The organism is Mucilaginibacter gossypiicola (genome assembly GCF_900110105.1).
Lineage (GTDB): Bacteria > Bacteroidota > Bacteroidia > Sphingobacteriales > Sphingobacteriaceae > Mucilaginibacter > Mucilaginibacter gossypiicola.
In genome coordinates this window covers 386,515-402,024 of record NZ_FOCL01000002.1, presented here as the reverse complement: position 1 = coordinate 402,024, position 15,510 = coordinate 386,515, and the positions used below count along the sequence as shown (strand labels likewise).

Annotated in this window: 16 protein-coding genes; all 16 read left to right on the top strand. The window is 46.7% G+C overall.

The window, feature by feature from the left end:
• Complete coding sequence (locus tag BMX50_RS07010; RefSeq protein ID WP_091209555.1) at positions 1-1,641, top strand: dolichyl-phosphate-mannose--protein mannosyltransferase; 1,641 nt, start codon at positions 1-3, stop codon at positions 1,639-1,641.
• A 92-nt stretch (positions 1,642-1,733) separates the two neighbouring features.
• On the top strand, positions 1,734-3,974 hold the full coding sequence (locus BMX50_RS07005) for a heavy metal translocating P-type ATPase (protein WP_091209553.1): 2,241 nt from the start codon (positions 1,734-1,736) through the stop codon (positions 3,972-3,974).
• Between the two features lie 12 nt (positions 3,975-3,986).
• Entirely contained in the window at positions 3,987-4,199 is a 213-nt protein-coding gene (locus BMX50_RS07000) for a heavy-metal-associated domain-containing protein (RefSeq protein ID WP_091209551.1), read from the top strand.
• Between the two features lie 108 nt (positions 4,200-4,307).
• A complete protein-coding gene (locus BMX50_RS06995) occupies positions 4,308-4,781 on the top strand; it encodes an HYC_CC_PP family protein (RefSeq protein ID WP_091209549.1) in 474 nt (157 codons plus the stop codon).
• A 65-nt stretch (positions 4,782-4,846) separates the two neighbouring features.
• Positions 4,847-5,410 carry a helix-turn-helix domain-containing protein gene (locus BMX50_RS06990; protein WP_091209547.1) on the top strand — a complete coding sequence of 188 codons (564 nt, stop codon included), beginning with the start codon at positions 4,847-4,849 and terminating at the stop codon, positions 5,408-5,410.
• Positions 5,411-5,421: 11 nt separating this feature from the next.
• A complete protein-coding gene (locus tag BMX50_RS06985; protein ID WP_091209545.1) occupies positions 5,422-6,909 on the top strand; it encodes a TonB-dependent receptor in 1,488 nt (495 codons plus the stop codon).
• A 73-nt stretch (positions 6,910-6,982) separates the two neighbouring features.
• On the top strand, positions 6,983-7,318 hold the full coding sequence (locus tag BMX50_RS35115) for a four-helix bundle copper-binding protein (protein ID WP_091209544.1): 336 nt from the start codon (positions 6,983-6,985) through the stop codon (positions 7,316-7,318).
• Positions 7,319-7,382: 64 nt separating this feature from the next.
• Positions 7,383-7,835, top strand: a complete 453-nt coding sequence (locus BMX50_RS06975; RefSeq protein ID WP_091209542.1) for a DUF305 domain-containing protein — start codon at positions 7,383-7,385, stop codon at positions 7,833-7,835.
• A gap of 112 nt (positions 7,836-7,947) precedes the next feature.
• A complete protein-coding gene (locus tag BMX50_RS06970; RefSeq protein ID WP_091209541.1) occupies positions 7,948-8,367 on the top strand; it encodes an HYC_CC_PP family protein in 420 nt (139 codons plus the stop codon).
• 233 nt (positions 8,368-8,600) lie between these two features.
• Positions 8,601-9,239, top strand: coding sequence for a hypothetical protein (locus BMX50_RS06965; RefSeq protein ID WP_091209539.1), 639 nt, complete (start codon positions 8,601-8,603; stop codon positions 9,237-9,239).
• Positions 9,240-9,334: 95 nt separating this feature from the next.
• Entirely contained in the window at positions 9,335-10,585 is a 1,251-nt protein-coding gene (locus tag BMX50_RS06960; RefSeq protein ID WP_091209537.1) for a hypothetical protein, read from the top strand.
• Positions 10,586-10,661: 76 nt separating this feature from the next.
• A complete protein-coding gene (locus tag BMX50_RS06955) occupies positions 10,662-11,072 on the top strand; it encodes a hypothetical protein (protein WP_091209535.1) in 411 nt (136 codons plus the stop codon).
• A gap of 77 nt (positions 11,073-11,149) precedes the next feature.
• Positions 11,150-11,650, top strand: coding sequence for a DUF3347 domain-containing protein (locus BMX50_RS06950; RefSeq protein ID WP_091209533.1), 501 nt, complete (start codon positions 11,150-11,152; stop codon positions 11,648-11,650).
• Between the two features lie 127 nt (positions 11,651-11,777).
• Positions 11,778-12,350 (top strand): DUF3347 domain-containing protein, encoded by a 573-nt coding sequence (locus tag BMX50_RS06945; RefSeq protein ID WP_091209531.1) that lies wholly within the window; start codon positions 11,778-11,780, stop codon positions 12,348-12,350.
• 5 nt (positions 12,351-12,355) lie between these two features.
• A complete protein-coding gene (locus tag BMX50_RS06940) occupies positions 12,356-12,814 on the top strand; it encodes a heme-binding domain-containing protein (RefSeq protein ID WP_091209529.1) in 459 nt (152 codons plus the stop codon).
• Between the two features lie 12 nt (positions 12,815-12,826).
• Positions 12,827-15,502: a multicopper oxidase domain-containing protein gene (locus BMX50_RS06935; RefSeq protein ID WP_091209528.1), complete on the top strand. Its 2,676-nt coding sequence runs from the start codon at positions 12,827-12,829 to the stop codon at positions 15,500-15,502.
• The last annotated feature ends 8 nt before the right edge of the window (positions 15,503-15,510 follow it).

Sequence of the window (15,510 nt, the reverse complement as noted above, 5' to 3'; positions counted from 1 at the left end):
ATGCAGTTGAAGGAAAATGCTAAATATATTTTTGCCGGTATCATCCTGCTGACGATCGCTTTTATACAATGTTATAAAACTATTCACGACCTGCATTGGGCATTCGAGCCGGATTTTGACCGTGATATTGGCTACATCAGCAATACACTCGACGGGCGTTTTGGTTCCGACCCCAATATTGCAGGACAATACATGTGGTATAATCCTTTGTTATACCTTTCTGAAACTGCAATCGTTTATATTACCGGTCTGCCGGTGAATATCGTAGTGGCAAGGGCCGGTGCTTTCCTGAATCTGCTCGGCCCGGTATTCTTTTTTTTCATGATGGTCAAGCTGTTCGATTACAAGATCGCCTTAGCTGCATTGGCATCATTTCTTTTTTTAGCGACCGGGGATCTGCCTGGTTGGGGAGGGGCGACCTATTCACCGTGGCCCTTGGCGGACAGTTATGTACAGTTTATCTTTTACCTGAATATTTTTCTTTGCTATAAAGCATTTTCTACGCAGAAGATGACTTGGTTCATCCTCTTGGGAATCTTCCTTGGCGTCAGCTTCCTGGGGCATTCGGCACCGACGATTATCGTTATCTTGATATTGATGTGGTTACAGGGACAAAAAATCCTAATAGCCGTCAAAGAAAGAAAGGTTACCGCTATCAAAACTTATTTTCTTCAGGGTTTTTTCACCGTGGTTCCCTTCGTCATTTTTAGTTTCCCTTTCCTTTATTTTGTACTGGTTAAATATCACCTACACTTTGTCAACCGGACCATCCTGCAATGCGCACCGGGTGTATTTGCGAGAAAGGATACTTTGGAACTCCTGAAACTGAACGTCACTTTTCCCTTAATAATAGCCCTTATTGGTTTCGTTTGGTTTTACCGGAATTATAAAAATCCGATCATCCGGAAAATTATATTCAGCTGGTTCTGCATCACACTGCTGATGTATTGCTATGAAGCAGTGTTGCCTGCGGCGAACCGGATCCTTCACATTGCCCTTCCTGACACTATTCCGGCCTTTCATTACTTCTTTTACTTTAAGGCAGCGCAGTCGGTCTTTTTCGGTTTTGGCTTTATCGCCCTGTTCAGCGCTGCTATTAAATGGCTATCAGGTCATATTAGCAAAAGGACAGGTATTAAAGCTCCGCTCAGTTTTCCTGATAATTTAATAGTGGCCGGTATTTTGTTGTTCGCACTGGCTTATTATCCCGTCTATAGTACCCGGAAGGATTTTGTCGAGCCGCGACAGCAAGCCCTTGTAAAAGAGAGGCAAACAGACAAAATAGCGGTGTATAATTACATCAGCAAGAACATCCCGCTGGATAAAGTAATGTTGTGCGGGCATGATCAGTCACTTTTTCCTGTCATGGCGACCGGCGTCAAAATGGTTTCCATTGAAATCTACTTTTCCAACCCGTACATCAGCTTCGAAAAACGCGAGGATGACCGAAACGCGATGCTTTCGTACCTGACCACAGCTCAGCCTAAATCTGCTGAAAATTTATTTGCAGCTTATCATGTGGATTACGTACTACTGACCAATGAACATTACAAAAATTATAAAAGCCCTGCTTCTATCAGCAGCAGCGTAGTTTTTAAAAACAACTCGTTTACCCTCATCGCGCTACGCAATTCAATATAGGTCAGAATTACAGGATTATATAAATCTTTTCCCGAATCCTGTAAAATCCCCGGCCTGCAACGGGCGTAACTTTGTGCTGTTAATTCAATATTATGACAGCACTATCCACAGAAACATTTACTTTCCCGGTAACCGGGATGACCTGTGCCGGTTGTGCAGCGAGCGTTGAATCGATGATCGGTGCGCAAAACGGCGTGGAAAAAGCCGAGGTAAACTATGCTACGCAATCGGTAAAGGTCGCTTTTCACCCAGAGGTTGTGCAACCTGAGGGTCTGCGTCAGGCTGTACGATCGGTGGGCTATGACCTTATTTTAGACACGCAAAACGGCAAAGAGAAACAGGAGCAGGTACAGCAAAAACATTATCAGCAACTTAAACGCAATATCATTTGGGCGGGCCTGCTCACCTTGCCTGTGGTCATTGTGGGCATGTTTTTCATGGATAAAGCCTATGCCAACTATTTGATGCTGGCATTGACTGCCCCCGTCCTGTTTATCGCAGGCCGAAACTTTTTTACCGGCGCATGGAAGCAAGCGCGGCATGGCCGCGCCAACATGGACACGCTGATTGCCATGAGTACAGGAATCGCATTTCTGTTCAGCTTATTTAATACGGTTTATCCTGAATTTTGGCACAGCCGGGGGATGCATCCACACGTTTATTATGAAGCGGCATCGGTAGTGATCCTATTTATCATGCTGGGCAAAATGCTGGAGGAACGCGCAAAATCAAACACGTCCGCTGCTATTAAAAAACTCATCGGGCTTCAGCCGAAGACTGTATCATTGATCACAGCCGGAGGCGAAAAAGTTACCCTGGTGGAAGAAGTGAAGATCGGTGACTTGCTCCTGGTAAGGCCTGGTGAAAAGATCGCTGTGGATGGCCGGGTAGAACAAGGGACTTCCTTTGTTGATGAGAGCATGATCAGCGGCGAGCCTATACCGGTAGAAAAAAGCAAGGGCGACCCGGTGTTCGCCGGGACGATCAATCAAAAAGGAAGCTTTCAATTTACTGCTGAAAAGATAGGCAGTGAAACCCTGCTGGGCCAGATCATTAATTTGGTACAGGATGCCCAGGGTTCTAAGGCACCGGTTCAAAAGCTGGTCGACAAGATTGCCGGGATCTTTGTGCCAGTCGTCATAGTGATCGCATTGATGACCTTGATGGCCTGGCTTCTTTTGGGAGGTGCTCAGGCACTGACGCAAGGCCTTTTGGCGATGGTAACCGTGCTGGTGATCGCCTGTCCCTGCGCTTTGGGCCTGGCCACACCGACCGCTGTCATGGTAGGCATTGGTAAAGGTGCCGAGAACGGCATTCTCATCAAAGATGCCGAAGCGCTGGAACTGGGTTACAAAGTCGATGCGGTCATCTTTGACAAGACCGGGACCATCACGGAAGGTAAGCCGGTTGTAACGGATATTTTATGGTCAGCTCAGGCGGTTAACGAAAAAGATAAGCTCGCAGCGGTATTGCTGTCGCTGGAACAGCAATCTGAACATCCCCTGGCCATGGCGGTAGTAAAGCATCTGAAAGCGCAGCAGGTCAATAGCCTCCCATCTGCTTATTTTCATAGCCTAACCGGTCAGGGTGTGGAAGGCCTGTTCAATGGTCAGCCCTATTATGCGGGTAATCTGAAATTGGTGGAATCTTGTAAAACGGCCGTGCCAGAGGAACTGCAGACGGCCGCAGCTGTGCTTTCTCAAACCGGCAAAACGGTGATCTACTTTGCCTCGCATGCCACAGTGATGGCGATTGTCGCATTGCAGGACCGTGTAAAAACAAACTCCGCAAAAGCTATCGCGGAGTTAAAGAACGGTGGTATCGGAGTCTATATGCTCACAGGCGACCAGGCAGCTACGGCCATCCATATTGGCCGGCAGGCGGGGATCAGCGATAGTCACATCATTGCTAATGCTATGCCTGCCGATAAATCGAATTTTGTCAAATTGTTGCAAGCCCAGGGCAAGACGGTGGCCATGGTCGGTGATGGCATCAACGACAGCCAGGCGCTGGCACAGGCCAACCTGTCGATCGCCATGGGACACGGCTCGGATATTGCCATCGATGTGGCCAAGATCACGCTTGTTTCATCTGACCTGCTGCAAATACCCAAAGCACTGAAACTTTCCAGGCTTACCGTCCGCACTATCCGGCAAAACCTGTTCTGGGCTTTTATTTATAACCTGATCGGGATACCCCTCGCGGCCGGTGTGCTTTATCCGATCAACGGCTTTTTACTGAATCCGATGATCGCCGGAGCCGCGATGGCTTTAAGTTCGGTGTCGGTGGTGAGCAACAGCCTTCGGCTTAAATTTTCAAAGATTAATTTTTAAATATTATCAACCATGCAAACATTAAAATTCAAAACCACCATCAAATGCGGTGGCTGCATAGCAACGGTTACACCTGTTTTAGATACGCTGAAAAGCGTGGAAAAATGGGAAGTAGATACAGCTGACCCGGATAAAATACTAACAGTAACTGCCGCACCGGAATTAAGCGCAGGTGAGGTGATCAGCGCCTTGCAAACCAAAGGCTACCAGGCAGAATCGGTCTGAACAAGGGCTTTTGCAGCTAAGCCTGTGTGTACTTGCATGCAGGCTTGGCTGTTTTCGGGAAAATATCCTAATTTTAAACAATTGTAACATTTTTGTGTAGTAACAATAATGAGGAAATTTGGTGCAATATGTCTGGCTTCGTTTTACCTGTTGTTGACAACAGGTATGTTCGTTTGCCTGGTACATTGCAGCGCCGAATATCTGCTCGGAAGTCCGGCGCAGGCATCAGTGGCCCATCAGGACGGCGACCAGGACGATCATGACCACGAAGCGATGCCGCCCGCCGGTCATGATAAGGACCCTAAAGAAGGTAAAACACACGATCATAAAAATTCCTGTGGTGAAGGAAAAAATTGCAGTTGCTGTAACCAGCACGATAATTATGTAATCAAGGAAAATACGTCCGGGGCGGAAGCGTTCCAACTGAACGCATCGCTGGTCGCTACTTTTCCTTTGCCGTATTACTCGCTCAAACCCGTAGCAGGTGTTTACCTGGCTAAGGTTTCCTGGTTAAATACGACAGGGCCACCGCGTGCAACTGTACAGCCACTATTTATTTTCAACCGTTCCCTTCTGATCTGATTCAGGCACAGCCGCATCTTCGCGGCCTTAAAAGTTATTGCCATTTCATTTAGCTTGAATCAAACATGACATTATATATCAAAAATATGGTTTGCGACCGCTGCATTATGGTCGTTAAGCAACAACTGGAAAACTCGGGATTCCGGGTAGTTTCCATCACGCTCGGCAGCGCCGTGGTCCAGCCTGAGCCGGATGCGGTACAACTCAGCGCTATTTCTTCGTCCCTAAAGCTGCTCGGATTTGAACTGATCGACAATGAAAAAGCGCGGATAGTGCAGCGTGTTAAAGATCTGATCATAGAAAAAGTACATCATAGCGACCTTGCTGACACACACCTTAGTTTTTCGGAGTATCTGTCCGACATGATACACAAGGACTACACCTATCTCAGCCGTATGTTCTCTGAATCGGAAGATACGACTATCGAGAAGTTCATCATACAGCAAAAGATAGAAAAAGTAAAAGAGTTGCTGGAATACGGTGAGCTTAACCTGAACGAGATCGCCTGGACGATGGGCTATAGCAGCAGCGCCCACTTGTCTGCGCAGTTTAAAACGATAACGGGCCTGACACCGAGCCAGTTCAAAATTTCTGAACAGCGGCAACGTAAGCCCATTGATAAAATTTAAAACATTATCCTATGAAAAATTTACTGCTAATCACCATCATTCTGTTGGGGCTACATACAACATTACCGGCCCAGGACATGAAAATGAGCGACACTACCAAGTCTCAAAAAAACAAAAAAATGAGCATGCCGATGAAGCATGATGGCATGAAAATGCCAGATACCACAAAGAAGCCAAAAAATAAGAATGCGGGCATGCCCATGAAGTCACCGAAGATGAAAAGCATGAAGGATACGGCGATGGCAGGTATGGATATGTCTGGTATGAAAATGAAAGGCATGTCCATGCCAATGATGACCAGTTCTCAATCGCTTAACCTGCCCATGACGCGCGACGGTTCGGGCACCAGCTGGCTGCCGGACGCCTCACCAATGTATGGTATCATGCTGAACAGCGGAAAATGGAACTATATGCTCCACGGAAACATCTCGCTGCGCTACACCAAACAGGATCTGGGAAATAAAGGCAGCCGGGGAGACGACAAATTCGATGCTCCCAATTGGTTTATGGGCATGGCCCAGCGAAAAATCGGGGAAAACGGGCTGCTACATTTCAACGTCATGATGTCGCTTGACCGTTTGACCGAAGGCGGGGGCGGTTACCCATTGCTGTTCCAGTCCGGGGAAAGCTGGAAAGGCCAGCCCCTGGTTGATCATCAGCACCCGCATGACCTTTTTTCGGAGCTTTCTGCAAGCTACGCTTATGCTTTCTCAAAAAACACCGACCTGAGTATTTATGTGGGTTACCCGGGTGAGCCCGCCTTAGGCCCGGTCGCTTTTATGCACCGCCCTTCGGCTATGTCCAACCCCGATGCTCCTATCAGCCATCACTGGTCCGATGCGACCCACATCACTTTCGGGGTCGCTACCGTCGGATTTCGCTTTGATGACTTTAAGATCGAAGCCTCTTCCTTTACCGGCAGGGAGCCTGATGAGAATCGCTATGATTTTGACAAGCCCAGATTTGATTCCTGGAGCGGCCGTTTAGATTATAACCCTTCGGCGAACTGGGCTTTGCAGGTTTCCCATGGCTTCATTAAAAGTCCGGAAGAACTTCACCCCGGTGAAAATATTTACCGCACCACTGCCTCGGCTACTTACAGCCTGCCCCTGGGGGACGAAAATACTATAAATGCCACGGCGCTGTGGGGACTGAATAAGGTGCGCGACCAGCAAGGGGATAATTCCGCTTTATTGGAAGCGGATGTTCGCCTGAAAAAGCTGGCGATCTATGGCCGCTATGAATTTGTGCAGAAAACCACTGAGGAACTGGTGCTGAACCCCGTTGTCTACGGCGATGATACCATCTTTCCCATTAATGCGATAACCCTCGGTTTAAATTACGATCTGTTCAGGGTGGGGCCGTTAAATTTGGCCGCGGGCGGTCAGCTTACCTATTATGCCGCCGACAGTAAGCTAAATTCTCTTTATGGAAAGAACCCAGTGGGAGGCGAAGTATTCCTGCGCCTGTACCCGAGGATGATGAAAATGAAAATGTAAAGCAGGGTTGATTAATACGCTATTATATAAACTGGTCTGATAAATGAATCTCTAACAATAAAACAAGTAAATTATGTCACATCAAAAATTTCAGGAATGTATGGATGCTTGCGTCGCTTGTGCCGCCGCTTGCAATTATTGTGCGGCATCTTGCTTAAGCGAAGATGATGTTAAAATGATGACGAAGTGTATCCGGCTTGATCTGGAGTGCGCCGCGATTTGCCGGTCCGCCGCAGAACTGATGAGCTTAGGCAGCGAATATAGCGCTCAGCTGTGTCGCTTATGCGCTGATATTTGTAGAGCTTGTGCCGAAGAATGTAGCAGGCACGAAATGGAACATTGCCAGGTATGCGCTGAAGTATGCGGCCGGTGTGCGGAACTCTGTGAAAAAATGGCAACAGCGGCTTAATCCCTCAAGATAACCTGTGCCTTTTTCGCACAGGTTATCACTTTATTGATTTAACCTAACAGTCATGAAAAAAGGAAATTATTCAAAATTCGCTTTAATGTTAGCGGGATCATTTGTTTTAATGTACAGCATCATGTATCTCAATGTAGATCAGATCGACCATGTTTATCTGAATACAACCCGGCTCTATATGACTTTGTTGATGGTTTCCGCAATGGCATTGTTGATGCTATGGACGATGCGAATGATGTATCAGAATAAAATACGCAACCTGATTATTACCGTTTCTGCTATTGCCGTTTTTATGTTGGCGCTGGCAGGTGTTCGCCATCAGGCAGGTATAGGTGACGTGCAATATATGAAGGGAATGATACCGCACCATTCGATCGCGATCATGGTCAGTAAAAAGGCGCATTTAAAGGACCCCGAGGTCAAAAAGCTTTCGCAAGACATTATCAGCGCCCAGGAAAAGGAGATCGCCCAAATGAAAATCATACTGGCCCGAATGGAAAAATAAAGGCAATGCAGCAAAGCATTTTAAATATTTGTTTTTTTTTGTGTTAAAAACGCAGCAGGAATAATAAATATTTTTATTAATAATATCTTTAGCCCCTGGCTCGCCTGTGCAAATGAAAAAGACCTGTGCGTTAGTTCTGATATCATTTTACCTGTTGTTGGCAACGGGCGCTTATGCCTGTCTGCTTCATTGCGCGACGGACTATGTTGCCGCACAGTTCGAAAATAAACAAGACACCCGCCACACAGACGGCGATGATGGCCGTAACGAAAAAGAAAATGATGATGACTGCCGTTCGGGCAATTGCACCTGTTGCTATCATCATGGAACCTATGTGGTCAAGGAAGTCGCGAAAGGCACTACACATTTCAACCAGTCGCTAACGGATTTTGGCCTTCCGTTGCTGCCCACGGAAGCCTTTTTGCATATTCCATTAAAAATTACCAATAAGGTCAGCTGGCCAAGATCGACCGGCCCGCCTTTCATTTCATCAAAGCCAATTTATCTTTTTAATCAAGCGTTTCTCATCTGATTCAAGCTACGCCGGATCTCCCGGCCAGGAAATCTATTTTCTCACTTAGCTTGAATTTTTACGATGATTTCACTTAATATTCTAAGCGAGGCATTTTCCCGATCAAAAAAAATGCCCGCCCGGCCTGCCCTCTACTTATTTACAGGCCAACGTTTCGTGCATACATTATTATGCCAGATATTACCAATAATTAACGGCGGCTGCCTTTTGTCCAACTTTCAAACACAATGGACATGAAGCAGCATATCGTTTATACAATAACCAAACAAACAGGCGGCGCTGCGGATGTCAAGATCGTGCCGGAAACCAGTCCCGGCGTCAACGGACGCACCGGTATTACCGGTGGTTTCCGGTTATTTTACATGCTTCCCGATAATCTTGCCAACAGGTCAAAAGAGCCGGACATGGACAGTTATATGAGTTTCGTCGGCAAACTTACGTTCCTGAATGAAAACTTTTTCGAATGGCGGTATGACGGGCAGATACTGACCGAAACAGAGATTGCCCAACTGGTAAAGATCATCCAGGACCATGTGGAAGAATGGTTCGAAGAAGAGGATAACCAGCCCCGGCTGCGCGAGGAAGACCTGCAGGATCCAGAAAGCGCTTTGTACTTGAGTGATGAACAGCTCGCTGCGATCATGGAACATCCCTTGTATGATATCGCCCCCTATTTCCTTTTCGGCCCCGCTGATGACCTTATCGGGATCGTGCAAAACGGTGAGGGCTTTGATATTCATATTAACGGCACCATAGCTGCCTATATAAAGGTTCCACAATTGGGGGGATATCAAATCGTCAATGGGGCACTTAGCGATCCGGCACTGACCACAGAGATCGTGCGGCGGATTCGGGCAATACGGGAATTATAAAAACGGTTATTCAAATCATTTTGCTATAATTCACGCTAACTTGTCTAATTTAGGGTATCCGCCGCAGTGCGGATACCTTTACTTATCCAAAACCCATGAGTGAAAACCTGCAGTCCATTATCAATCAATACAAAAGCGATCAGGAGTCAGTATATAATACCTGGTTCATTAATAATGAAGAACGATTAAAGGCGTTTCGGTCTATAAGACGGGGAGTTTTACAGGTGATCGATGACATCAAAACCAAACGCTTTGGAAACGATTTCAAAGGGACATCCCTGGAATTTGTTCTTTCGTGTATCACAGAGCAAAAACAGGTCTTTGAAGGCGCTTCTCACCCTTTTTATTGGAAACCTAAATTAAGGATACCTGACATCTACGAGAACCAGGAAAATAAAACCGCCTTCGGGCAGTTCCTGGAAAACTGCATTTATGCGAAAAATGAAGAACAGGTCATCCGGGAGATCGAAAAGCTGGACGCGCTGAAGATCAAAGGGCTCGGCCCTGCAGTTGCAAGCATTCTGTACTTTCTTCACCCGACATGGATACCGCCATTTAATACGGCTATTATCAACGGCTTTAATTATCTGTTTAAGGATAAAAAAAAGCTGGGTAGCTGGAGCGAATACCTGAGGATCCGGGAAGTGATCATGGATGTGAATAAGAAATATTGCAACGAGCTTTCCCTGGACACCGGCGCATTTGCCGGACTTCTTTTCGAGGTCGGAACGCAAAAATTGCTTTTGGGCAAGGACGAATATCTATCAGAAGCTGAGCGGAACCGCCTGGAAAAATTGATCGAAAAACGCCATAAAGAAAAAAGAACGGAAACCGCGGATGAGCATCTCCATAACGAAATGCAGTATCACTTGCTGAAGATCGGGCACGCGCTGGGCTATGATGTGATCGCCGCTTCCAATGACCGCTCTAAAGCCTGGGGCGGAAATAAGTTCAGCTTTATCTCCTTGCCCGACTTTCCGCAGATCGCGCTGGAAAAAGAAGTATTGAATACGGTAAAATTAATAGACGTCCTTTGGTTTCAAAAAGGCACATCAAAAGTAATTGCCGCCTTTGAAGTGGAAAAGAGCACCAGTATTTATTCCGGTATCCTGCGGTTGACCGACCTGAGCTGCAGCCTGAGTAATAAAGAGGAGGTCCTTTACCTGGTTGTGCCTGATGACCGCGAAAAGGACGTCATTATGCAACTGTCACGACCATCCATCCGCAGCGGCAATATGGAAATGAAATACATCTGTTTTTCAGACCTGCGTCAGCATTGTGATGCGCTATGTAAATTCGGCGATGACCATTCCATTATGCAAAAGATAGCCAGGGTTGCTTCATGACGGTTACATTAAAATATAACAATATCACGGAATTATATAAATCTCCCGGCATGTTTATTTTTAAGTTTGTACTGACATGAGAGCTAAAGCCCTGATATTGTTAATCGTATTCCTGCTGAACACCGTTGTCGGTTTCAGCTGCGCTATACATATGACGCATCGCGACCATGGCGAAGCTGATGCTCATCTAAGCGATCATGCGCTGTTCGTAACTGCTCCGCATGAACATACAAGCCAGGAACTTATCATTACCGCCAATGATCCCTGCTGTCAGGGAGCCGTCAATAACTTTGTATCTCAGGCTAAACAGGTGCCTGCAAGTAACCCTGTATTATTGCTTGCACCATTTGTCCTTATCAGCAAACCGATCGACTTTTATTTAAGCCCGGTAAGTAGCCTGCGCCTATCCAAATTTCAGATCAAGGATAAGCGACGGCGGCCGCCGGAAAGAGATATACGCACGACCATACAGAGTTTCCTGATCTGATTACTGCAAGCTAAACCTGCCGCGGCTTTGCCAGGCTGACTATATAAAGCTATTAAGTAATTCAAATTTAAAAGATCATGAAAAAAATATTCTTAATGGTTGCGTTGATCGCGACCGTATTTACCCAACAAATTTTTGCACAGGATACCAAATCACCTGCGCCCGGTCCGTTGTTAACTTCTTATTACGGTATTAAAAATGCGCTCGTCGCTTCGAATAGTACCGATGCTGCCGCCAGTTCGGCCTCATTTCTCAAAACCCTTGCCTCTGTAGACATGAAGGCATTGCCGGCAAATGACATGGAGGTCTTTATGGCCTTGCAGGAAAAGCTGGCATTCGACGCCAGGCACATCTCAGAAAGCAAAGACATTGCACATCAGCGCGAGCATTTTGCCAATTTTTCTTCCAATTTCTTTAAGCTGGCGAAAGCAATAAAACTGACAGACAAACCAGTCTATTATGCTTACTGCCCGATGAAGAAAAGCTATTGGTTATCTGCCGAGGCAGCGATCAAAAACCCTTACTTCGGTAACCAGATGCTGACCTGCGGAAAAGTCACCGAAACCCTTAATCAATAATTCAATATACACCTCAGCGGCTCTGCATGAACATGATAATCAGTTCATTGGAGCTGCTGTATAAACATATTTACGATCAGGAAAACGGCGAAGCCTTTTAAATGACCGCTAAAAAACAATCAACAATATGAAAAATTTAATCATCGCAACCGCATTGACCATCGCAGCCTTTTCTTTTGTAGCCTGTAACAATACCAATCAGACAGCTTCGTCAGATACGGCAAAAATGACGACCAACGCAAAACCTGGGATGGGCGCTACAGCAAGCGAATCTGTGAAGCCGCTGTTGGCCAGCTACCTGCAATTAAAAAACGCGCTGGCGAAAGACAACAGCAACGACGCAGCTACAGCCGGCAAAGCTTTAGCCGAAGGATTTGGAAAATTTAACAAATCTGCATTAACGGAAGCGCAAAAGAAATCTTTTACGGACATCGCCGATGATGCGCACGAAATGTCGGAGCATATCGGGGAAAGTGCGGGTAAGCTGCCCCATCAGCGCGAGCATTTTGATATGCTGAGTAAGGATATGTATGATCTCATTAAATTATTTGGTGCCGGGCAAGCCTTGTATGTCGATCATTGTCCGATGTACAATAATAAAAAAGGAGCGATCTGGCTAAGTGAGACAAAGGACATCAAAAATCCCTACATGGGAGCGGGCATGTCAACCTGCGGCAGCATCAAGGAAGAATTAAAATAAACAGGATGAGACGGACCATTAAAATTACAGGGGCGATATTGATAGCTGTGTTTATCCTTATCCAGCTGATACCCCGTGACCATAATGAGAATGGACCAAAGCGGGTGAATGGTATCGATAAAGTAGTTCCTGTTCCCGAAAATGTGGGCGCTATTCTCAGAAAGTCCTGTAATGATTGCCACAGCAATCATACCAATTACCCCTGGTATGCGCAGTTGCAGCCGTTTAGATTGATTTTGGACGGGCATATCCGGAATGGTAAAGCGGAGCTGAATTTTGATGAATTCGGCTCTTATACACCCAGAAGGCAACGAAGCAGGTTAAGGGCTATTGGTGAAAGTTTGGATGAAGGCTCCATGCCTTTGTCCTCCTATACCATGATACACCGAGATGCAGTGCTTACTAAAGAAGATAAGTTGCTGCTGGAGAACTGGCTGAAGTCGGCCGGTGTTAGCCAGCAATAGAAAAAATAAAAGATGAAAAAAATAAAAATTATTGTGCTGATACTTTTTTGGGGACAATTGGCGCTGGCGCAAACGGATATGAAAAATATGCCCGGTATGCAAGCACAACAGCCGGTTACCTACACCTGTCCCATGCATCCGGAAATACACGCCGCGAAGCCAGGCAATTGCCCCAAATGCGGTATGAAGCTGGTCAAAGAAAAGCCCAAAGCCGCTGTCAAAAAGTCCGGGGATATGATGATGCCCGTGAAAGATACCCTCAAAAAGGCGGGCGATATGAATGGAATGAAAATGGACCGGAAAAAGTCCGGCTCAGCCCCGCAAAAAACCGGAAGCATGACCATGCCCTTGAAAGAACCGGGCAAAAAAGCGGGTGACGTGGACGGATCGCAAATGGAGGGCATGAAGATGGATGACCAAAATCCAACTGCGGCAGCATCAAAAGACGCGAAAGCCAACCTGGGCCCCATTAAAACGTTGGTCAGCCAAACGCCGCCGCATACGGTTCGTTATGACCTGTATGTGGCCGATACCATAGTTAATTACGGGGGAAAGCCGAAGCGCGCTATCGCTGTCAACGGCAGTATCCCGATGCCTACGCTGACCTTCACGGAGGGAGATACGGCAGAGATCTACGTCCATAATCAATTAAAGGAAGAAACCTCCCTGCACTGGCATGGCCTCTTTCTGCCTAACCGCTATGATGGTGTTCCAAACATGACGCAGATGCCGATCATGCCGGGGGAAACGCACTTATATAAATTTCCGATCAGGCAGCATGGCACCCACTGGTACCACAGCCATACCGGCTTACAGGAGCAAATCGGCATGTATGGCGCCTTTATCATGAATAAGCGACAAGAGTGGGATATACCCACGCTTCCCGTGGTACTGAGCGACTGGACGAATATGAACCCGAAGGGGGTAGAGCGTAGCCTGCACGCGGCATCGGACTGGTTTGCTATACAAAAAGGTTCGACGCAAAGCTATCTTGAAGCGATCAGATCGGGACATTTCAAAACCAAAGTGGCCAATGAGTGGAAGCGCATGAACGCCATGGATGTGAGCGACGTGTATTACGACAAATTTCTGGTCAATGGGAAAAATCAGAATGAGCAGCCACAGTACAAAGCCGGTGATAAGGTCAGGCTGCGTATTGCCAATGGCGGCGCATCCTCCTATTTCTGGCTAAAGTATGCCGGTGGAAAAATGACCGTGGTAGCGACAGACGGCAATGATGTGGAGCCCGTTGAAGTTGATCGGCTGATCATTGCCGTTTCAGAAACCTACGATGTTGTCGTGACCATACCGGAGAATAAGAGCTATGAATTCCTGGTGACCCCGGAGGACCGTACCAAGTCAGCTTCGCTTTGGCTGGGCAGCGGGCCGAAAGTATATGCGGGAAAAATGCCGAAGCTGAAGTATTTCGCTGGTATGAAAATGATGAACGATATGATGGATATGAACGGAAACATGGTTCAAATGGAAGGCATGAACATGCAAAACCAGATCATGGACATGAACACCGTGATGTATCCGGAAATCACCGGTGAGGAGAAGCCTAAAGCAGAAGATAAAAAAAGCAGCATGCCGGGTATGCAGATGCCGAATGACAATAGCATGGCCGGTATGAACATGGCCGCCGATAATTCAGATATGGTTACGCTCAACTATAATATGCTTCGCGATCCACATAAAACTACACTTCCCAAAGGGCCGACCAGGGAGCTGAAATTCGACCTGACCGGGAACATGAACCGTTATGTATGGACGCTGGATAATAAAACTGTGTCAGAATCGGATAAGATCTTAATCAGAAAAGGTGAAAACCTGCGGATCATACTCTACAATAACAGTATGATGCGGCATCCCATGCACCTGCACGGGCACGACTTCCGTGTGCTCAACGGTCAGGGGGAAAATGCCCCTATGAAAAACGTGATCGATATTATGCCTATGGAAAAGGATACCATAGAGTTTGCCGCGTCAGAGGCCGGCGGAGACTGGTTCTTCCACTGCCATATTTTGTACCATATGATGAGCGGTATGGGCAGAGTATTCAGTTATGAAAATTCACCACCTAATCCGGATGTACCCGACCCCAAGCTGGCTCAGCGCAGGCTTTTTTGGGATGACCAGATGCCGCATCTGATGGGAAGGATAGGACTGGAGAGCAATGGAAGTGATGGCCAGGTCATGCTGGGCAGCACCCGCTGGAAGGCGAGTACGATGTGGCATTTAGGCACGGATGCTATGATGGGTTACGAAAGTGAAACCATGATCGGTCGGTATATTGGCAGGAATCAATGGCTGTATCCTTATGTTGGGTTTGATTATCACTATAAAAAGTTCAATCCTGATGAAAAAAACATCTTTGGCAGTGATTACAGGAATTTATTCGGCCAGGTCAGTAATAAGGAAAACAGGCATACGGTCGTAGCGGGTATCGCCTACACTTTGCCGATGCTTTTTGTGGCCGATGCGCGAATTGACGGTAATGGTAAATTGCGTTTTCAGCTAGGCCGGGAAGATGTGCCGGTTACCCAGCGGCTGCGTTTTAATATCATGGTGAATACAGATAAAGAATACGCGGCTGGACTGCGGTATATTTTTACAAAATACTTCTCTTTATCAACGCATTACGACAGTGACATGGGCCTCGGTGGCGGATTAACACTAACGTATTAAATTTTACA